Below are 20,029 nucleotides of genomic sequence, written 5' to 3' on the forward strand. Positions count from 1 at the left end.
CAATCATTCCAACATATTTGTCTTTCATCTATTTACTGTAAGGTCCACACATATTTTGTACCTTTTATATCTTGTAACACAAAACCCAAAAGGGACTTTTTACTAGCAATTATAAATGCACTATGTTGAAAACAAACCTCTTCTCACTGCTATTTTTCGCTCTAACTTTTTTAGGAACATCCCAGACTCCCGGTTATGAACTATGGATGGATTATAAAAAAGTCGAAATGCCAAGTTTGTCTTCACAAAATTCAAACATCGCCAACGAAGTAACTGTTTTAGGTGAAGGGGAAACCATTCAAGTGATTAAGAATGAACTACTATTGGCCCTGCCTCAAATGTTGGGAAGCCAATTTGAAATCAAAAAAGAGATTGGTGAAAAATCAAGTATGATTATTGCTACTTGGGCCCAGCTGCCTCAAAACATTAAAAAACAAATTGAGCTTGATGATGAAAGTTTTGGCAATGAAGGCTTTGCCCTTAAGTCTTTAAACACAAAAAAAGCACAAAAAATAATAGTGACTGCCAGAACCCAGATAGGTTTACTTTATGGCGCCTTTAGGTTGTTGGCACTTATGCAACAGCACAGCGACCTTACTAATATAGATCTAACGGACTCCCCCAAAATAGATATTCGTATGCTCAATCATTGGGATAATCTAGACCGTACCGTTGAGAGGGGCTATGCCGGATTTTCGCTTTGGAATTGGCAAAAACTACCTGAATATATAGACCAGCGCTATGTCGATTATGCCCGAGCCAATGCATCGGTAGGCATCAATGCCGTTTCACTCACCAATGTGAACGCCAATGCTTTGATTTTAACGCCCATGTATTTGGAAAAGGTAAAGGCCTTGGCCGAGACCTTTCGGCCTTACGGCATAAAAGTATATTTAACTGCACGGTTTTCCGCTCCCATTGAAATTGGCGGATTGGAAACGGCGGATCCGCTTGATCAAAAGGTGATTGAATGGTGGCAAGCTAAAGCGGATGAAATTTATGAATTGATACCTGATTTTGGCGGATTTTTAGTGAAGGCTAATTCCGAGGGGCAACCAGGACCGCAAAATTATGACCGTAACCATGTAGACGGCGCCAATATGATGGCGAAAGCGCTCTCCCCCCACAAAGGAAATGTTATCTGGAGGGCTTTTGTGTATTCCGAACACGATGCCGATGACCGAGCCAAACAAGCGTATTCAGAGTTCGTACCCTACGACGGTCAATTTCTACCCAATGTATTAGTACAAGTAAAGAACGGAGCCATCGACTTCCAGCCTCGGGAGCCTTTTCACCCCATGTTCGGCGCCATGCCTAAAACGCCCATTATGATGGAGTTTCAGATTACCAAAGAGTATCTGGGCTTTAGCACACATATGGTATACCTACCCAAATTGTACGAAGAAGTATTGGAAGCCGACACCTATCAAGAAGGTAAAGGGTCTACAGTAGCTAAGGTCTTGGACGGATCGTTGCAAGGTCAACAAATTACGGGAATGGCAGGGGTGGCCAATATAGGAAATGACCTTAACTGGACGGGGCATCCTTTTGGGCAAGCAGATTGGTATGGCTTTGGTAGGCAGGCATGGAATCCTTATCTAGACTCCGAAAAGATTGCGGACGAGTGGTTACGAATGACCTTTAGCACCGATGAAAAATTTATAGAACCCATCAAAGAAATGATGGTTACTTCCCGAGAAGCAGTAGTCAATTATATGAATCCTCTGGGTCTCCATCACATTTTTGATACGGGCCACCACTATGGCCCTGGGCCTTGGGTAAGTGAACTCAGCAGACCGGAATGGAATCCCGTTTATTACCATCAAGCAGATGAAAACGGAATTGGTTTTGACCGTACTCCTTCAGGGAGTAATGCAACCGCTCAATATGCACAGCCTGTGGCAGAAATGTTCAACGACCCCAAGACCTGCCCTGAGGAGTATTTACTTTGGTTCCATCACCTGCCTTGGGATTATCAACTAAAGAACGGGGAGACACTCTGGAACGGATTGGCAAAAAAATACCAAGAAGGCGTGAACCAAGTGGCTAAAATGCAAGAAACTTGGAACCAAATGAAATCTTATGTGAGTGCAGAGCAACACAAAGAAGTTAACATGCTGCTCACTATTCAGTATAAAGAAGCTAAATGGTGGCGCGATGCCTGTTTGCTTTATTTCCAGACCTTTTCCAAACAAGAATTGCCCGTAGGTGTAGAAAAACCGGAGCACGACTTAGAATACTACAAATCTTTAAAATTTCCTTTTGCACCTGGTATTAGGCCGCGTTGGTAAAGACAACTTATAATCATCCTGTTCTACATGAAATATCTATATACCTCCTTAACTTTTCTTTTCTTCTTCGTTAACATATACGCCCAGGAAAATATTATAACCGTTAAGGTAAACGAACCCCAAGACACCATAAGCAAACATATTTATGGCCATTTTGCAGAGCACTTGGGCCGTGGAATCTATGATGGTTTTTATGTAGGCAAAGATTCGAAAATTCCCAATACCAATGGAATTAGAACCGATGTGGTAGAAGCACTTAGAGAGCTACAAATTCCGGTTTTGCGTTGGCCCGGTGGATGCTTTGCCGAGCAGTACCAATGGCGAGACGGAATTGGTCCTGTAGATGAACGCCCCTTGGTGGTCAATACTTTTTGGGGAGGCGTTACCGAGGATAATTCCTTTGGCACACATGAGTTTTTGCAACTCTGTGAAATGCTCGACACCGAACCTTACATTGCCGTAAATATCGCTAGTGGAACCGTAAAGGATGCCAGCCAATGGATTGAATATGTAACCTCTGATAAGGATAGTGAAGTAACCAGATTGCGGAAGCAAAACGGTCGAGAAAAACCTTGGGATGTAAAATTTTGGGGAATCGGAAATGAAAACTGGGGCTGTGGCGGCAGTATGGATGCCAATTATTACACCAACGTTTTTAAACGGTACAGTACCTATTGCAATGCCGAATATAAAATTGCAAGCGGAGGTGAGTGGGACGACCTTGACTGGACTCGCACCTTTATGACCAAAATAAAAGAAGTACCCAATTTTATTGATATTGCCCACGGAATGTCGTACCACTACTATACCATCGCTAATGATTGGACGGTGAAAGGTTCTGCTACGGATTTTGTTGAAGAGGAATGGTTTAGAAGTATGGACCAGACCATGAAAATGGAAGACAACCTCAAAGACCATATCGCCATTATGGACGAGCACGACCCTGACAACAAAATTGCACTTATTGCGGATGAGTGGGGAACTTGGTATGATGTGGAAGAGGGCACCAATCCTGGTTTTCTATACCAACAAAACACGCTGAGGGATGCATTGGTGGCAGCCTTGGGCCTCAACATTTTTAATAATAATGCCCGGCGAATAAAAATGGCCAATATAGCACAGACTGTAAATGTACTTCAGGCCATGATTCTTACCAAAGAAGAACAAATGGTAAAAACACCTACATTTTATCTGTTCAAAATGTATAAAGAGCACCAAGATGCGGTACAACTACCAAGTGATTTTCAAGGAAAAACGTATAAAACAGAGCAAGGGGAAATTCCTACGTTATCGGTTTCAGCATCCAAGAACGGCAAAGGCGAAATTCATGTTTCCATTGCAAATGTGCATCCTCGTGCCGATTTAAAAACCACCTTGGATCTACAGGGGCTGAATAAACTGAATACCGTTTCGGCCTCCATTATTTCAGCGGACAAAATGAACTCCTTTAATGATTTTGGCAAAGAAGAGCAGGTAAAGATTGCTTCCTTCGATGCGTTCAAAAAGAAAAAAGGTAAGTTGGAAATAGAAATACCAGCGAAGTCGGTCATCCAATTTAAAGTTCAATAAACCACCTTGTAATGAAGTATTTCACTTGGCGCTCATTTTATTTAATTATTCTCGTTTTCTTTGTTGGTAGCAACAGTCTTTTAGCACAGATTAAACTACCCAAGTTAATAAGTGATGGTGCCATCTTTCAGCGGGATACGGAACTTAAAATTTGGGGATGGGCCTCTCCGCAAGAAAAAATAGAATTAACCTTTAATGGCGATATTTTTACCGCCACCACTAACAGTCAAGGGGAATGGGAGCTTATACTACCCCCTCAAAAAGCAGGTGGGCCTCATCAATTTATATTTAAGGGAAGTAATGAAATTACCCTAAGCAACATCCTTTTCGGGGAGGTTTGGGTATGTTCAGGACAATCGAACATGGAACTGACCATGAACCGGTTACGCGACAATTATCCGGAAGTTATAGCCAACTCTAAAAATTCACAGATTAGGCAGTTTTTGGTGGCCGACAAATATGATTTTAAAGAGGCGCATTCCGATTTTGATTCAGGCGAATGGAAGGAAGCCAACCCTGAAAATCTCATGGATTTTTCCGGAGTTGCTTACTTCTTTGCCAAAGATATTTACGAAAAATACGATGTTCCGGTAGGCTTGATTAATGCCGCTTTGGGCGGCTCACCCGTAGAAGCATGGATGAGCGAAGATGCCCTAAGAGAATTCCCTAAAGCCTATGAAGAAATGAAACGGTATAAAAATGACGACCTTATTGCCTCTACAGAAGAAAAAGACCAAGCTCGACAAAAGGCATGGTATCAGAAATTAAACACGGAGGACCAAGGCTTTCAAACCGGAAAAGAATGGTTTCAAAAAAATCTGGATGACTCCCCATGGAAAACCATGAAAATGCCCAATTTCTGGCATGAGCTAGGATTAAAAAACACCAACGGCGTAGTGTGGTTTAGGAAGCACATCGATCTGCCAAAAAATTGGTCTGCCGAAAATAATAAACTGTGGTTGGGTAGAATGGTGGATCAGGACCATGTTTTTGTTAATGGACATTTTGTTGGTACTACGGGTTACCAATATCCGCCCAGAAAATATCAGGTCCCTGACTCCCTATTAAACGAAGTTGACAATGTAATTACCGTTAGACTCATCAACGAAAGCGGAAAAGGAGGTTTTATCAAAGACAAGCCTTATTTTCTAACTAACGGGAAGGACACCCTCGATCTGAAAGGAGATTGGAAGTATCGATTGGGTACTAAAATGGAACCTTTACAAGGACCTACTTTTATACGCTGGAAACCTGGCGGACTCTACAACAAGATGATTGCGCCCTTGTTGAACTACAAAATAAAAGGTGCCATCTGGTATCAAGGGGAGTCTAACACCAATGACCCCAATAGTTATTTTAAAACCTTTCCGGCGCTCATTAAAAACTGGAGGGCTAAATGGGATATGGGCGATTTCCCTTTTCTATTTGTACAGTTGGCCAATTTTATGGAGGAAACCCTCAAACCGGTAGAAAGTGATTGGGCACAATTAAGGCAGGCCCAGCTACAAACTTTAGCCCTTCCGAATACCGGAATGACAGTCATTACAGATATTGGTGAGTGGAATGACATCCACCCTTTAAATAAGAGAGATGTAGGTAAACGTTTGGCCCAACTCTCTTTTCGATTAGCGTACGAAGATGAAAATGCATTGACCAGCCCGGTACCCAAGAACGCTGATTTTCTAACCGATAGAATTGAAATAGAATTCAATTATTTGAAAGAAGGATTAATGTCGAAGAACGGAAAGCCCTTGCAAACTTTTGAGCTTTCCGATGATGGCAAAATATTTCAAATGGCACAAGCAAGGCTTGAAGGGGATATGGTGTTGGTACACCAAAAAGGAATCAAAAACCCTGTGGCAGTGCGCTATGCATGGTCTAACAACCCCGCAAAAGCCAATCTGTTTTCAAAAGAAGGTTTGCCTGTTTCTCCATTCGAGTTAAGAAAAGATTAGTTCCATTTAAAGGCGAAGTAACGACAAGAACCTTCCCCAAGATTTTTAATGCCGTGTAAAGACCCTGATTTCGCCAAGTAAAAATCACCGGGGCCTGCCTGGTACGTTTTACCTGCAATGGTCATCTCGGTATTACCGGCCATCATTAAAATAATTTCCGTTTCAACGTGTGTATGTGGTTCGTGACTGGGGCCTAATTTATCCAGTTGGGTTACATGCATTTCGTAACGCTCGCACATGGCTGTTTCCCTATCAAAATAGGGTACACCTCCCCCTCTAGAACTTGGCTTATAGGTAAGCGAATCGGCATTAATCATCAAAGAGCCTCCCGCTTTTGAACCCCGCTCAATATTCATTGGCTTTTTAGATCGGTACCGAATCACATAATAGGTCAAATCGGTATCGCCCACGTTTTCCATTTGGTGCATCTGTTGGGGCATTAGTAAAATAACGCCCTCAGGACCTAAAATTTTACTTTCGCCCTCAATGGTAATTTTCATGGTGCCTTCTCGTACTATAATACATTCCTCAATATCTTCATTTGCATGTGCAGGGCCCGGAGTTGCGCCCGGTTTCTGGGTGGTTGCATGCATTTCAATATATTCTAAATGTGGCGAAGTGCCCTCAAGAATGGCGCGACCTTCCTTTAAATCAGATTTCTTGACCGGAAATTCATCCCACGTGTAAAGTCCTTCTTTTATAGGTTCCATTTGAGCGTTAAGTAATAGAGAAGTGAACAAGACCACTCCTGTTAGCAAGTTTTTCATTTTAATAGTGTATAGTTGAAGTTGAGATTTCCATTACGGCGACATCAAACCAAGATAGTGAAAAAGAAGATGTTAAGTACTATTTAAGCAAATAATGATGCTAAAATCCAACTTTTTAAGAAGGAAAAATGATTTACTTTTGTATTTTTATGTAATCGATTACTTAAAGCATTCTAATGAAACTCAACTACCACAACTTACGACCCTTAATTTTACTCTTTATTATACTTTTGGCATCCTGTAAAGCAGAAAAGAAGAAACAAGAAGAGGAGGTTGTTAGTTTAGACAATTTTGCAAAGGCAGATTCCATTATCGCTTCTATTACCTTACCCACTTTCCCTGATAAAACATTTGATATTACTGAATTTGGTGCTGTTAATGATGGGAGCACAAATAATACAGATGCTATTAAAAAGGCCATTGAAGCCTGTAACCAAGCTGGAGGTGGAAAAGTGTTGGTACCCTCTGGCAAGTATCTAACAGGCCCTATCCACCTTTTAGACAATGTAAACCTTCATTTGTCCGAAGGTGCGGAAGTACTCTTTTCCACAGACAAAAGCCTTTACCTCCCTGCCGTACATACATCCTATGAAGGGGTTGAGCTAATGAACTATTCTCCCTTAGTTTATGCCTACAAGAAAAGGAACATTGCGGTTACCGGTAAAGGAACATTTAATGGTCAAGCCAACGAGAGCAATTGGTGGCCATGGTGCGGAGCTGAACGTTATGGTCACAAAAAAGGAGAGGCTCAGCAAAGAGACGACCACAACTTGCCACGATTGAGAAAAATGAACGAAGATGCTGTACCCTATCAAGATCGTGTTTTTGGGGAAGGGCATCAATTACGCCCTGCGTTCTTTCAACCTTTTGGCTGCGAAAATGTATTGATACAAGGCGTGACTTTCACCAATGCCCCGTTCTGGGTAATGCACCCTATAAAATCAACGAATGTTACGGTAGATGGTGTCACCGTTAGTAGCCATGGACCCAATAATGACGGGTGTGACCCCGAATATTCTAAAAATGTGCATATAAAAAATTGCATTTTTGATACGGGTGACGATTGTATTGCCATCAAATCTGGCAGAAACGATGAGGGGCGCCGCGTTAACATTCCAAGTGAAAATATAGTGGTAGAAGATTGCCAAATGAAAGATGGCCATGGAGGAGTGGTTATGGGCAGTGAGATTTCCGCTGGGGTACGCAATGTATTTGTGAGAAACTGTCAAATGGATAGCCCTGAATTGGATAGGGCAATTCGCATAAAAACCAACACCCTAAGAGGTGGATTCGTAGAAAACATATTTGTCAAGGATATTAAAGTCGGGCAAGTAAAGGAGGCCGTATTGAAAATCAATACCTATTATGGTATTTATGATAACCAAGAAGGCGAACATATACCGACCATACAGAACATCCATTTGGAAAACATCACGGTTGAAAAAGGTGGTAAATATGGCATTTTAGTTCAAGGAAGGGAGGAACGCCCGGTCAAAAATATTACTTTGAAAAACATAGAAATCAAAGGTGCGGAAAACCCTATGCTCGTTGAAAATTCAGAGCTCATTGGATTTGAAAATGTTTTAATAAATGGTGAGAAAATAAATGCACAATAGACCATGACACTACAAATCAAATACAGCCCTTCCTCTGAAGATTACAGCAAATCAAAAAATACTTTGTTTTTATTATTTTTAGTATGCCTAATGTGCGCTGGCGTTTATACGATGGAAGCTCAAGAAATTCGTCCCAGAATATTGATCAGCAGCGATATTGGCGGTACCGACCCGGACGATTTTCAATCGATGATTCATTTACTGATGTATGCCAATGAGGTTTCCATAGAGGGGCTGGTTTCTTCTCCTTATGGACCGGGGAGAAAAACGGATTTTTTGGATATCATCGACCTATATGAAAAAGACCTGCCCAAACTCAAGGAACATTCCGAAAGCTTTCCTCACCCGGATTCGCTGCGAAATATGACCAAACAAGGTGAAACAGAACTTGCTCCTTTTAAAGGATTCCGTGAGGCTACCGAAGGCTCGGATTGGATTATTAAATGTGCAAAAAAGGATGATGATCAACCGTTATGGGTATTGGTATGGGGCGGCTTGGAAGATGTGGCGCAAGCCTTACATGATGCCCCCGAAATAAAGGAAAGAATAAAAGTATATTGGATCGGTGGGCCCAACAAAAAATGGGGTGCCTATGCTTATTCCTACATCGCTGAAAACCATCCGGATCTTTGGATAATAGAAGCCAATGCTACCTATCGTGGTTGGTTTATGGACAAGGACTCAACTGAAGATATTAGCTCTAAAAATTTCTATAAAAACTATATCAAGGGCAAAGGCCATATGGGCGAAGACTTTGTGAATTACTACAACGGAGAAATAAAGATGGGAGACACACCTTCTTTGGCCTATATTCTGAACGGGGATCCCAATGACCCTACAGGTGAGAGCTGGGGCGGAAGTTTTGAACCCATTAATCGCAGTTCGAGAGCTGTTTTTAACGAAACAAGTGCGAAAACCGATACGATAGCTGCCTACGATATTATTGAATGGCACTTTAAAGGCCCTGAGAAGGAAGTTCCTCAAGATTCCGTTTGTTTTCAATTTGAAATTTGGGAACAAGTTTGGAATGGATACTATTTAGGCAATGGTACTTATGGAGCTCGGTATTCACCAAAGAAGCCAGAATTGGGCACTTTTACAACCACAAGTAACATTCCTGAACTCGATGGTCTCACAGGTTCATACACCAGTATAACGCCTTGGCCGCACAGACCTTCTAAAACCGATTTTCAACTGGGGTCCAACTGGTATGGTGATAAAAAGGACCCAGAGCAGTTTATCGATGCGCAACAGGGAGCCAAAACGGTAGCCAAACATCGGAAAGCTTTTTTAATGGACTGGGCCGAAAGGTGGAAGTGGTTGGAATAATGGCCTTCCTATTTCAAAACCTTTTTTAGAAAACTATCCACAGCCTGAACGGTAGGCTCAAACCATGGGTCGTACAATACAAAGGAGTGTGGGGCATCATCAAATGACACCACTTCGCTATAAATATCATTTAAGAACAGCGCCTTTCGAAAATCATCCCTCCCGGCATGCATTCGCTCTACTGAACTATTTATAAATAACGTTGGCGGTGTATCTGAACTGGCATAACCTAATGGGGATGCAGCTTCCCAAAGCATCGGATTCTCTTTCTTGGCATAACCAAACCAATAGGTTGCTGCTGAAGTACCATTGCTATCGTCACCTTCACCACTTTCCGGATGCACGAAAGACAAAGTTCCATCCATATCAATGATGGCATTGACCGAGGTATTCACCTTTGTTGAATTTGCATGACCTTCAAACAAAGGCATATTTTGAGTAACTCCTAAAAAGGCAGCCAGTTCTCCTCCGGCAGAAAAACCTGCCACCGCAATTTTATCGGAATCAAAATCGAATTCTTGTGCTCTGGAGCGAACCCACCTTATAGTTTCCTTTAAATCATATACGGCTGCGGGAAATAAGGCTTCCGTAGATAATCGATACTCAGGGGTAAAACAAACATAGCCCAACCCGGCCAGCTTTTGGGCCATAGGATAATGTTGCGAACGGTCTCCAGACCTCCATCCGCCCCCATGGATAATAATAATGGACATTCCGTTTTTACTCTTCGAGTCGGCGGGTTGAAAAACATCTAACAAAAGCTTTCTATCGCCCATTTCCCGGTAGACAACATCTCTTTTTTCTTTAATACCTACATTCTTAATCTCTTTAACGACCGCAATTTGCGGATAGTTCTTTACATCGTTTTGATAGGCAGAAGAAGTGGTATACGAAGTATCTTTAATGCCCGTAACGCCCTTCATCGATTGGCACCATCCGTTGTAAACAACAAGCAAAAAAAGAACAACCGGAACTAGTTTTTTTGGAATCATTTTTCAGCTATTTGACTGAACTAGGGGTTCCCGCCTTTTCGCCGATAACCACTTCGTTCATACTCACATTTGTTGTATTGGTAAGGGTCAGGCCGTTGGTCGCCTTTTCAATCGTTATCTGGTCAAGAACCACATTTTCTACTTTCTTGGTCGGAAAGCCCTCGATTACAATGCCCGTATTACTAGCGCTCTTGCAGTAGACTTTTTTGATGGTCACATCAGATATTTTAGAGGGATGTTCACCACTTCCCTCCCCATGATAATTGGCCGTCATAAAAATAGCGTCCTCCGTTTCACCTAAAGTTAGGTCAGAGATATAAATATTCTTTATATACCCTCCCCTGTCGGAATTCGTCTTAAAATAAATTCCACGTTTTAAATAGCCACTGGCCTTATTGTTTTCTATAAAAACGTTTTTTACGCCAGCAGACATTTCACTTCCGATCACCACCGCATGCAAACCTTTAAAAAAGTTGTTTCGGGCGATAATATTTTCTGAAGGTATATGGCTGTTAGACCTTCCTTCTACGTCTCTACCCGCCTTGATGACGATATTATCATCGGCATTATTGAACTGTACATTTTCAATGAGAACATCACTGGCATATTCCAAATCTATACCATCATTGTTCTTATTGTGGGCGTCATAGGAAATATTCCTCACCGTAATATTTTTAGATTTAAGAAAATGAACGCACCAGAAGGGGGCGTCTTCAAACTTGACGCCTTCTACCAATATATTTTCACAATTAAGAAATTGAATCAACTGAGGCCTTAAGAAATGCCCACTACCGAACGTTCGCTCTTTTACAGGAATTTGTTCATGGTTCATCTTCCTGCTAAGCTGTTTGTCCTCATTTTCTTTGGCTTTCCAGGTTGCCCACTCGCCATGACCTTCGCCATCGATAACGCCTTCCCCTGTTATAGAAATATTGGTTTTACCGTTGGCGTATACAAGCGGACTGTAATTATAGAGCATAGTACCTTCCCAGCTGGTTTCTACCACTGGCAAATAACTTTCGGGCCGGTCATTGAACCTGAGTACCGCTCCTTTTTCTAGATGTAAATTGATGTTGCTTTCTAAATGTATGGGACCGTTTAAAAGGTAAATACCCGATGGAACAACCAACTGCCCACCTTTTTTTCTGCTTAAATGCCTAATAGCTTTCTCAAACGCCTTTCTGCAATCAAAAACGCCATCACCTTTCGCCCCGAATTTGACCACTGAAACCGAATAATCAGGAATTTTAGGTAATCGAATTCTTTTCTCAATGGCAGCAATGGCCGAATCTTTATCGATTTTAATTTGTGCCAACCCTATATTGGTGGTCAAAAAGAGTAAAAAGAATGTCAATAGACCGTTTCTCATTTTTGTAAAAAATTGGTAAGCGGAAGTTGTAACGATTGCATTTCTTCAATTGCCAAGCCGGCCACCAATAATGCCCCTTTTTCAGAGAGATGGGTATTATCTGCAATACCTTCGGGATAATAAGGCTCTTCACCAGGTTTGAAATGTAGGTGTAATTTTTTTGAGTTCTCTGGGCCGTAACTCGTTTCGAGAACTTCCGTCAGATATTGCAAATCGATAAGCGGAACGCTCATTTCATCAGAAACCATTCTAGTTACAATTGGGTATTCGCCGTGGGTATCAATCAGAGAACCGAACTCATTAAAATTCCTTCTTACGATACTGGTAAAAAGTATGGGAGTAGCTCCTTTTGCCCTGGTTTCCTTCACAAAGCGTATTAAATTATGCCTATATGTAGTATGTGGATTGGTAAACCTGCTGGAGTCTTTAAATTTCTGGTCGTTGTGCCCAAATTGGATAAACACATAATCACCACTTTTTAAGGTGGTCAAAACAGAGTCCCACCTGTTCTCGGAAATAAAACTTTTGGAACTTCTGCCGTTAACAGCTCTATTATCGACCTTGACCTCATCTGTAAAAAAAGTTTGCAGCACCTGGGCCCAACCATGTTCAGGGTTTTTTCCCGGTTCTTTCTTATCGGCCATCGTCGAGTCGCCAATACAATACACAGTAACCTCTTGCGCATTGACCATTAGGCCCGCCATAAACATTATACCGGCCAAAACCGATTTTGACACTCTAAAATTTTTCATACCACGAAGGGTGTTTCTCGTTTCCTAAAATATTTTCGATTGTATATTCAGACGCCTCGGCAGCGGTTAATTGCTTGGCCCAAGCTACTCGCTCCTTTGGATTAAAACCTGGGCCGTTACACTCGTATTCGGCATAAAGAGCTTCCTTTTCAGCTTCTTTATTGGACCAATTATCCCATCCTTTTGGCAATATATGGTCACCCATCGAACATTGTATAAAAACGGTCTTGGCGTAGGTACGCCAAGGTCGACCAAGATATACTTCATTCGCTTCTTCAGCGGCGGTCAAATTACAGTTTTTAAATACATAACCGAAAGGTTCACCTTTAGGCGTAGAAGCCGCCGTGATAAAAGAATTTGATTTACTGTGGATGGTACAATCTTGAAACAACACCGTTGCCTGACCAAAAATAAAATCCGTAGTACCTTCTATGTAGCAATTTTTGAAGTACTGCTGAAAACCTTCACCTGTAACATACAGCGTATCCTGATTTCCAGTAATGGTACAGTTTTCAACCAACACTCGATCAGCATTCACTGCCAGCGCCACCGCTTGGCCTACTTCACCTGCCGTATTTTCTATGGTAAGGTTCACCGCATAAAAATCATTGCCCTGAACCAAAACCGTTGGGGTATGAAAGGTGCTATTTCTACCCAAATTCAGTTTATCGAAATAATCGTCATAGGTAATTATGGTCTTTTCGCGGTCTTCACCAATAAGGCTCATGCGATTGTTCCATTCATAAACTTCAATCTTCTCTCGATAAATCCCGTTTTTTATTTTGATGATCACCCTTTTATCAGGGAAGCCTTTGGCGCTATTGATTGCTTCTTGAATCGACGTAAAATCTCCGGACCCATCTTGGGCCACGGTCATATTATAGATGTCTACTTTTTTCTCGGTATTATTCTGGGCGGTAACATCCAAGCTGAGAACAAGAAACAGGAAGCAAAATAGGCTACATGCAATAGATTTCATGAAACTGTTCATACCATCAAAGTTTTCGCCTTATCGATTAAGGTTTGAAGCTCATTCTTTTCTTCTTCCGAAGGCATTACCAATGGCGCCCTAACCGACCCGGCCGGTTTTCCAATAATATCGGCACCTGCCTTAATGAGACTCACGGCATAACCCGCCTTTTTACTCCTGAGGCGCACAAATGGGATAAAGAACTCCTTTAAAATAGACTTTACTTTATCTGAATCGCCTTTTCTTAAAGCTTTGTAGTAAGCTAGTGCCAACTCGGGTACAAAATTGAAAACCGCCGAAGAGTAGGTATTTACCCCTATAGAAAGGTAAGCCTCTGAAATAATTTCTGCCGTGGGCACACCTCCAATATAGGTCAATCTATCCCCTACCGTTTTAATGGTGTCGTTCAAATCTTGCATATTTCCCGTTCCATCTTTTAAACCTACTAGATTAGGGCACTCATTTGCCAGTCGAAGTATGGCATTGGCAGATAAAATTCCGTTTGAACGATTGTAATACACTACCGGAAGCTTGGTGCCATTAATAATGGTCTTTGCGTATTCAATTAGTCCATCTTGCGGACAACCCGTTAGATAGGGCGGCATTAAAAGCAACCCATCTACACCTGCCTCCTCAGCCATTTTCGCAAATTCCAAGGCTTCGGGAATACTCCGCCCCACACTGGAAATGACAGGTACCCTTCCCTTATTTTCCATTACGGCAATTTGTATGATCTGTTGATATTCTTCCTTTGAAAGGGAAAAGAATTCTCCCGTACCACCAGCTACAAAAATGGATGAAATATCATGCTCTAAAAACCAATCGATTCGTTGGGCATAGCTATCGGCATTAAAACGCCCATCAGCATCCATATCGGTAATGGGAAATGATAAAAGGCCGTCTCCCAAGGCTTTTTTTACTCTTTCAAATTGCATAGTGTCGTGTTTTAAAATTATGTCAATGGCCCTGGATTGAACAGTACCAAATCATTATGAATACCTAATTGGTCACAGGCCACTTTGGTTTTACCGCTGGCCACTTCTAGAATAAGATGAAACAGTTCCCAACCCAATTCTTCCACCGTTGAACTTCCCGTCGCCACCCTACCGGCGTCAAAATCTATTAAATCATGCCAGCGGTTGCTTAACTCCGTATTGCTAGACACCTTTATAACCGGCACCATGGACAAGCCGTAGGGCGTACCCCTACCCGTCATAAAAATATGCACGTTCATTCCAGCTGCCAATTGCAATGTTCCGCATACAAAATCACCCGCAGGAGTGGCGGCAAAATGGAGTCCCTTTTTCTTGATCCGTTCTCCCGGGGGAATAACGCCTACAATTGGGCTTGTACCCGATTTGGCAATGGAACCCAACGATTTCTCCACAATAGTACTCAAGCCGCCCTTTTTGTTTCCTGGTGACGTATTTTCACTACGGTCTACTTTTCCGCTCTCCAAATAAGCATCATACCATTGCATCTCGTTCAGCAAATCTTTACCGACCTGTTCAGAAGCCGTACGAGGCATTAACAAATGAACGGCATCTCGCACTTCGGTTACTTCCGAAAAAAAAACACTGCCACCTGCCCTTACAATTAGGTCGGAGGCATAACCTGCCACAGGGTTCGCCGTAATACCCGAAAAAGCATCGCTGCCGCCGCACTGCATCCCCACCACCAATTCCGAAGCCGGGCAAACGCTACGTTTTCGCGCGTTTAGTTTTCTTAGATGCTTTTCGGCCAAATTCAAAGCACCCTCAACCATTTCAGAAAAGCCCTTGAATTTTGGGTCTTGCAAGTAGAGTATATCTCCCTCTTCCCCGTTTTCGGGAACCAGAACTTCAGGGCGTAATTTTTCGCATCCAAGACCAATCACCATCACTTCTCCCCCAAAATTGGGATTTTTGGTAATGTTCTGAATGGTTCTGATAGGAACAATAGCTGCCGGTGCATTAATGGCCACGCCACACCCATACGTATGGTTAAGCCCTACCACATCGTCTACATTGGGAAAATTAGGCAGAAGCTCTGACTTTATTCGCTTTACCACAAAATCTACCATTCCGGCCACACATTGTACGCTAGTGGTGATGGCCAAAACATTTTTGGTACCCACAGTACCATCAGCGTTTACATAACCCTCAAAAGTGTAGCCCTCCAGTTTTTCCGGTTCAGGAAGACGGTTCTCCTTTATGGTTATCAAATCCAGTTTGGGTGGTTCCGGCAGTGTAATATTGGTCTCGTTTACCCAAAAACCTACGGATATTGTCTTAGAAGCATAGCCGATGGTCTGTCCGTACCTGATAACCGCATCTCCTTCTTTTAAATCGGTCAACGCCACCTTGTGGCCCATAGGTACAAACTCTTTTAATTCAATGCCATTTTGGGTTACGCTTCCCGTTTGTATTCCAGCGGGATTGATGACAATACCTACATTGTCATTCTCTGAAGTTTTTATAAGGATTTCATTTTCCGTTTCCATCAGACAAAAGGTGCCAATTTAGATAAAACCATCACTGCCAAAAGCCCCGAAAAACCCATAACTAACAACAAGAGACTAAAATGTCTTATGGTCTCTTTTTCTTCCATCCCGCTCATTTTGGTTATGATCCAAAAGGCACTATCGTTCATCCATGCAAATACTTTGGAGCCGCAACCGATGGCCAAAGCAATATAAACGGGATGAAATGCCAAATCTGCCTGCGCCATCCCACCTATTACCCCAATAGCGGTGACCATCGCTACCGTAGCAGAGCCTTGGGCCGTTCGCACCCCTGCTGAAATAAAAAACGCCAAAGGAAGAATGGCCATTTGGTAGTTGGCGGCCATTTCACCAACCCGAATACCAATGCCAGTTTGTTGCAACATCTGACCGAATGCCCCTCCACAAGAAGTGATAAGAATAATCATTCCCGCACTACTCAATGCTTCAAAAATGAACTTTTTAAAGGTTTCCACATTTTTAAGACGTACCCACAAAAGATACATGACGATGAGGGTCGATATCATTAGTGCAATGTTCGCATCGCCTACCGCAGCAAAAAACTGTGCCGACCTTACCTGAAAAATTGAAGCGCTTTCACCTGTGGACTCTAATGCCATTTGTGAAAAGGTATTTCCGGTTATTAAAATAATGGGCAGTACAACTGGTAGAAGCGATAGCCAAAGAGAAGGTAATTCTGCTACCTCTTTTGCAGAAAATTGCTTTAAATCGTTAATGGAAATATCAGGAGTATCGCGCATGGGCAAATCCCATTTTTTATTCGCCCATAGGGCATAAAAATAGCCGCTAATAATGGTTACCAAACCTACGACCAATCCGCCAATAATCATGGCTCCTAAATCTATTCCCATTTCCTCAGCCACAAAAAGAGGACCCGGTGTGGGCGGAATTAAAGAATGCGCCATAACGCCACCAGCAATAATGGTCATTAGATAAAGTGAAAATTGCTTAGGATTACGCACACCAATGGATTTGACCAAAGGAATCATCAAATAGAAAACGGTATCGAAAAAAACGGGAATGGCTAAAGTAAAGCTACCTGTTAATAAGGCTATGGACGTTCTCTTCTTCCCGAAAAGCGAAAGTAAGCTCCTAATAATTCTTTCTGCACCACCACTTCTCATCAAGGCCGTACCGATGATAGACGCCAAAGCAATGAGAATACCAATTTTACCACTTGTATTACCGAAAGCCGTAGCCAAACGCTTCCCCAAACTCATATTCACTAAGGAATTTGCCTGGTTCTCTCCCATTCCTTGACTATCCGCAAAAAGGGCAATCTGCTCTGGAGAGGTAAGGAGAGCCGTTATCAATGCAGCCAGTAATAAGGAAATGGCCGCGTGCAGCTTTAGTCTTATAATGCAAAAGAGAACGGTGGCAGTTCCTATTAAAATAATGAGCAGCGGATCCATGGTACAGCTATTTTCCCATTTCCAAAGAAGCCATCATAAAAGGACCTGTACCTTTTGGGTCGTTCGAGCGTATAATTTCGTTAACATAGTAGTCAAAAGAGCCGTCTCGGTATGGGTCGCCCCCCAAACCTGCTACGCCACAGCACTTGTTGAGGTTGACTACACCATTATCCTCCACACTTATAAATTCGGTCAAAATACCCTCGTAACCTTTTTTGGCGTACTCCATAAATTTTTCCGGAAGATACGCTTTGTTTACCCCTTTGGCCAAGGTATAGGTGAACATGCAGGTGCCTGTGGCTTCTAAATAATTACCCTCTCTTTCCGGCAAATCGAGAACTTGGTACCAAGTGCCGGTGCCGTCTTGATATTTGACGATGGCTTCGGCATATCTGTTTAAATAGCCTTTAATCCTTTCCCTTCCGGGATGGTCCTCCGGCAAAAGCTCAATGATATCTACCAAGGCCATTCCGTACCAACCCATACCTCGTGACCAAAAATGTTGTGACAGTCCGGTATCTTTATTGGCCCAGCGCTGTTCTTTGCTCTCGTCCCATCCGTGAAAATAGAGTCCGGTTTCCGGGTCTCGATTGTATTTTTCTATCAAATCAAATTGGAGTACAATTTTATCCAACGTCTTTTTGGCCTCTTCACCTTCCATGAAGTGCGTGGCATATTTTGCATGAAATGGTTCTGCCATATAAACCCCATCCAACCACATTTGGTAGGGGTACCTTTTTTTATGCCAGTAGCCACCTTCTGAAACGGTAGGTTGGCCCACCAATTGCTGGTGCAAGGTATCCATGGCCATTTTAAACCTAGGTTCTTCTTTTTTTTGGTTGAGATAAAACAACACATCCCCGGATTTGATCATGTCAAGGTTGTAATTGCTTATTTTGTAGGTTTCTATGGTACCATCTTGGTTTACCATTCTATCAGCATATTCATAAATATAATTGGCCACTTTTTCATGGGGGCTTTTTTCTTGTACCCTACTCATAGCCTGAAGGACCAACCCATTGGTATAGCTCCAACGCGATTTATCTTGGAAATCCAAGAGGGTAGGATCAGGAAATCGATGAACCTCGGAAAGCGCCATACGTTCTGACCATTTAAGGTCTTCCGGCACCACTTTTTCCACCTCAGTTCCTGCGGTCGCTTCTTGTTTCTTTTTATCGGATTTACAGCTTGAAACAAGAATGATAATTGCCAGCACTGTAAATAGGTTTGTGATTCTTTTATTCATTAGGTGACGTTTTATTTATTCAATTGTACAGCAGCCAAAATAAATGGACTTAGGCCATGTAAATTATCGGTTACTATAGGTTCGCTCATGTAATATTCAAAAGTACCATCTCTATAGGGGTCTCCTCCCAAACCGGCACTTTTACAGATTTTGGTGATATGAACTAGGCCATTATCTTCTACTTCTATAAATTCTTTAATAATACCATCAAAAATATTCAAGGCAACTTGATGATAGGAGCTAGGTAAATATCCTTTTTCCGCGCCCTTGGAAAATCCATATGCGAACATGCAAGAGCCCGATGATTCTAAATAATTAGGTTCCCTATTGGGTAGGTTGGTTACTTGGTACCATACCCCGGACTCATCTTGAAATTTTAGCAGAGCCTCGGATAATTGGTTCAGTTGCTCAATTAAAACAACCCTTTTAGGGTGTGTTTCAGGAAAAAAATCCAAAACATCTACCAAAGCCATAATATACCAACCAAGGGAGCGTGACCAAAAGTTAGCAGATTTTCCCGTTTCCTTATCTGCCCAACCCATTTGCTTGCTTTCATCCCATGCATGGTACAATAGACCTGTTTCCTCATCATAGGTCTTTTGCCAGATAAGTTCAAATTGATAGGCTATATCATCTAGCAATTCTCCTTTTTCAAAACGAGCATTATACTCCGCAAAAAAAGGAGCTCCCATATACAAACCATCTAGCCACATTTGATTCGGATAAATTTTCTTATGCCATAAGCCTCCTGAATTGGTCCTGGGATGATCCTTATACTGCTCGTTAAGTGTTTTAATTGCCGAGAGATATTTGACATTCTCCGTTTCATCATACAACCAAAATAACATTTTGCCAGAATTGATCATGTCAATGTTGAAATTCTCTAGCTCATATCCCTTAATTTTACCATTATCATCTATAATAATATCCGTGTATTCCTTTACATAATTTAAATATCTTTGATCCGATGTTTTTTTATGCAGCTTTTCCAAAGCTGTACAGAGTAGTCCTATCTTATAATTCCATTTAGGAAGACTATCGTTTTCTGTCTGCCATGCATTCGGGTATGTATGTATAATGGACAACGCCATTCTATCTGCCCATTTTAAATCTTCCGCAACTACTTTCTGCACTTTAGGAGCAATGCTTGAACCTTCTTTTTTATCCGTCTTGGGCTTACAGTTATAAAGTGTAAGTAGAATCACTAGTGTGCCCAGTACGTATTTATTGATGAATCTCATTTAAAATGCGATATAGG

15 protein-coding genes are annotated in these 20,029 nt (G+C 42.0%); 5 read left to right on the forward strand and 10 right to left on the reverse strand.

What is annotated here, in order from left to right; genetic code table 11:
- The first annotated feature begins 122 nt into the window (after window positions 1-122).
- Genes BIZ36_RS02385 through BIZ36_RS02395 form a run of 3 tightly spaced genes read left to right on the forward strand, consistent with a single transcriptional unit; the run spans window position 123 to window position 5,815 of the window.
- Window positions 123-2,291 (forward strand): alpha-glucuronidase family glycosyl hydrolase, encoded by a 2,169-nt coding sequence (locus BIZ36_RS02385; protein WP_187456260.1) that lies wholly within the window; start codon window positions 123-125, stop codon window positions 2,289-2,291.
- A gap of 27 nt (window positions 2,292-2,318) precedes the next feature.
- Entirely contained in the window at window positions 2,319-3,860 is a 1,542-nt protein-coding gene (locus BIZ36_RS02390) for an alpha-N-arabinofuranosidase (protein ID WP_187456261.1), read from the forward strand.
- Window positions 3,861-3,871: 11 nt separating this feature from the next.
- Window positions 3,872-5,815: a sialate O-acetylesterase gene (locus BIZ36_RS02395; protein WP_187456262.1), complete on the forward strand. Its 1,944-nt coding sequence runs from the start codon at window positions 3,872-3,874 to the stop codon at window positions 5,813-5,815.
- On the opposite strand, the gene BIZ36_RS02400 is transcribed toward BIZ36_RS02395, so the two are convergent.
- Window positions 5,812-6,582 (reverse strand): cupin domain-containing protein, encoded by a 771-nt coding sequence (locus tag BIZ36_RS02400; protein WP_187456263.1) that lies wholly within the window; start codon window positions 6,580-6,582, stop codon window positions 5,812-5,814. The genes BIZ36_RS02395 and BIZ36_RS02400 overlap by 4 nt on opposite strands.
- 176 nt (window positions 6,583-6,758) lie before the next feature.
- Here BIZ36_RS02400 and BIZ36_RS02405 point away from each other — a divergent pair, with 176 nt between their 5' ends.
- Together BIZ36_RS02405 and BIZ36_RS02410 are read left to right on the forward strand one after the other, a co-directional pair.
- Window positions 6,759-8,198 carry a glycoside hydrolase family 28 protein gene (locus BIZ36_RS02405; RefSeq protein ID WP_187456264.1) on the forward strand — a complete coding sequence of 480 codons (1,440 nt, stop codon included), beginning with the start codon at window positions 6,759-6,761 and terminating at the stop codon, window positions 8,196-8,198.
- A 3-nt stretch (window positions 8,199-8,201) separates the two neighbouring features.
- Complete coding sequence (locus BIZ36_RS02410; RefSeq protein ID WP_286174511.1) at window positions 8,202-9,527, forward strand: nucleoside hydrolase-like domain-containing protein; 1,326 nt, start codon at window positions 8,202-8,204, stop codon at window positions 9,525-9,527.
- 8 nt (window positions 9,528-9,535) lie between these two features.
- Here the strand turns inward: BIZ36_RS02410 and BIZ36_RS02415 are convergent, their stop codons facing one another.
- The 9 genes from BIZ36_RS02415 to BIZ36_RS02455 are packed head-to-tail and all read right to left on the reverse strand — an operon-like array spanning window position 9,536 to window position 20,012.
- Window positions 9,536-10,519 carry an alpha/beta hydrolase gene (locus BIZ36_RS02415; protein ID WP_187456265.1) on the reverse strand — a complete coding sequence of 328 codons (984 nt, stop codon included), beginning with the start codon at window positions 10,517-10,519 and terminating at the stop codon, window positions 9,536-9,538.
- A gap of 7 nt (window positions 10,520-10,526) precedes the next feature.
- Complete coding sequence (locus tag BIZ36_RS02420) at window positions 10,527-11,888, reverse strand: glycoside hydrolase family 28 protein (protein ID WP_187456266.1); 1,362 nt, start codon at window positions 11,886-11,888, stop codon at window positions 10,527-10,529.
- Window positions 11,885-12,640: a rhamnogalacturonan acetylesterase gene (locus tag BIZ36_RS02425; RefSeq protein ID WP_187456267.1), complete on the reverse strand. Its 756-nt coding sequence runs from the start codon at window positions 12,638-12,640 to the stop codon at window positions 11,885-11,887. The genes BIZ36_RS02420 and BIZ36_RS02425 overlap by 4 nt, the downstream gene beginning before the upstream one ends.
- Window positions 12,627-13,631, reverse strand: a complete 1,005-nt coding sequence (locus tag BIZ36_RS02430) for a pectinesterase family protein (protein WP_286174512.1) — start codon at window positions 13,629-13,631, stop codon at window positions 12,627-12,629. The genes BIZ36_RS02425 and BIZ36_RS02430 overlap by 14 nt, the downstream gene beginning before the upstream one ends.
- Window positions 13,628-14,545, reverse strand: coding sequence for a 5-dehydro-4-deoxyglucarate dehydratase (gene kdgD / locus BIZ36_RS02435; RefSeq protein WP_187456268.1), 918 nt, complete (start codon window positions 14,543-14,545; stop codon window positions 13,628-13,630). Before kdgD ends, BIZ36_RS02430 begins: the two co-directional genes overlap by 4 nt.
- Before the next feature lie 17 nt (window positions 14,546-14,562).
- The gene (garD, locus tag BIZ36_RS02440) at window positions 14,563-16,092 is read right to left on the reverse strand and encodes a galactarate dehydratase (RefSeq protein WP_187456269.1); all 1,530 of its coding nucleotides are present in this window, start codon (window positions 16,090-16,092) and stop codon (window positions 14,563-14,565) included.
- Window positions 16,092-17,525, reverse strand: coding sequence for a GntP family permease (locus BIZ36_RS02445; protein WP_187456270.1), 1,434 nt, complete (start codon window positions 17,523-17,525; stop codon window positions 16,092-16,094). The genes garD and BIZ36_RS02445 overlap by 1 nt, the downstream gene beginning before the upstream one ends.
- 7 nt (window positions 17,526-17,532) lie before the next feature.
- On the reverse strand, window positions 17,533-18,771 hold the full coding sequence (locus tag BIZ36_RS02450; RefSeq protein ID WP_187456271.1) for a glycoside hydrolase family 88/105 protein: 1,239 nt from the start codon (window positions 18,769-18,771) through the stop codon (window positions 17,533-17,535).
- An 11-nt stretch (window positions 18,772-18,782) separates the two neighbouring features.
- Window positions 18,783-20,012: a glycoside hydrolase family 88/105 protein gene (locus BIZ36_RS02455; protein ID WP_187456272.1), complete on the reverse strand. Its 1,230-nt coding sequence runs from the start codon at window positions 20,010-20,012 to the stop codon at window positions 18,783-18,785.
- Between the last annotated feature and the right edge of the window lie 17 nt (window positions 20,013-20,029).

This window comes from Cytophaga sp. FL35 (assembly GCF_014349235.1).
GTDB lineage: Bacteria > Bacteroidota > Bacteroidia > Flavobacteriales > Flavobacteriaceae > Euzebyella.

Excerpts from the sequence above, each read along its gene's own strand:
- BIZ36_RS02385 (WP_187456260.1), top strand. The coding sequence starts at position 123 with ATGTTGAAAACAAACCTCTTCTCACTGCTATTTTTCGCTCTAACTTTT.
- BIZ36_RS02390 (WP_187456261.1), top strand. The coding sequence starts at position 2,319 with ATGAAATATCTATATACCTCCTTAACTTTTCTTTTCTTCTTCGTTAAC.
- BIZ36_RS02395 (WP_187456262.1), top strand. The coding sequence starts at position 3,872 with ATGAAGTATTTCACTTGGCGCTCATTTTATTTAATTATTCTCGTTTTC.
- BIZ36_RS02400 (WP_187456263.1), bottom strand. The coding sequence starts at position 6,582 with ATGAAAAACTTGCTAACAGGAGTGGTCTTGTTCACTTCTCTATTACTT.
- BIZ36_RS02405 (WP_187456264.1), top strand. The coding sequence starts at position 6,759 with ATGAAACTCAACTACCACAACTTACGACCCTTAATTTTACTCTTTATT.
- BIZ36_RS02410 (WP_286174511.1), top strand. The coding sequence starts at position 8,202 with ATGACACTACAAATCAAATACAGCCCTTCCTCTGAAGATTACAGCAAA.
- BIZ36_RS02415 (WP_187456265.1), bottom strand. The coding sequence starts at position 10,519 with ATGATTCCAAAAAAACTAGTTCCGGTTGTTCTTTTTTTGCTTGTTGTT.
- BIZ36_RS02420 (WP_187456266.1), bottom strand. The coding sequence starts at position 11,888 with ATGAGAAACGGTCTATTGACATTCTTTTTACTCTTTTTGACCACCAAT.
- BIZ36_RS02425 (WP_187456267.1), bottom strand. The coding sequence starts at position 12,640 with ATGAAAAATTTTAGAGTGTCAAAATCGGTTTTGGCCGGTATAATGTTT.
- BIZ36_RS02430 (WP_286174512.1), bottom strand. The coding sequence starts at position 13,631 with ATGAACAGTTTCATGAAATCTATTGCATGTAGCCTATTTTGCTTCCTG.
- kdgD (WP_187456268.1), bottom strand. The coding sequence starts at position 14,545 with ATGCAATTTGAAAGAGTAAAAAAAGCCTTGGGAGACGGCCTTTTATCA.
- garD (WP_187456269.1), bottom strand. The coding sequence starts at position 16,092 with ATGGAAACGGAAAATGAAATCCTTATAAAAACTTCAGAGAATGACAAT.
- BIZ36_RS02445 (WP_187456270.1), bottom strand. The coding sequence starts at position 17,525 with ATGGATCCGCTGCTCATTATTTTAATAGGAACTGCCACCGTTCTCTTT.
- BIZ36_RS02450 (WP_187456271.1), bottom strand. The coding sequence starts at position 18,771 with ATGAATAAAAGAATCACAAACCTATTTACAGTGCTGGCAATTATCATT.
- BIZ36_RS02455 (WP_187456272.1), bottom strand. The coding sequence starts at position 20,012 with ATGAGATTCATCAATAAATACGTACTGGGCACACTAGTGATTCTACTT.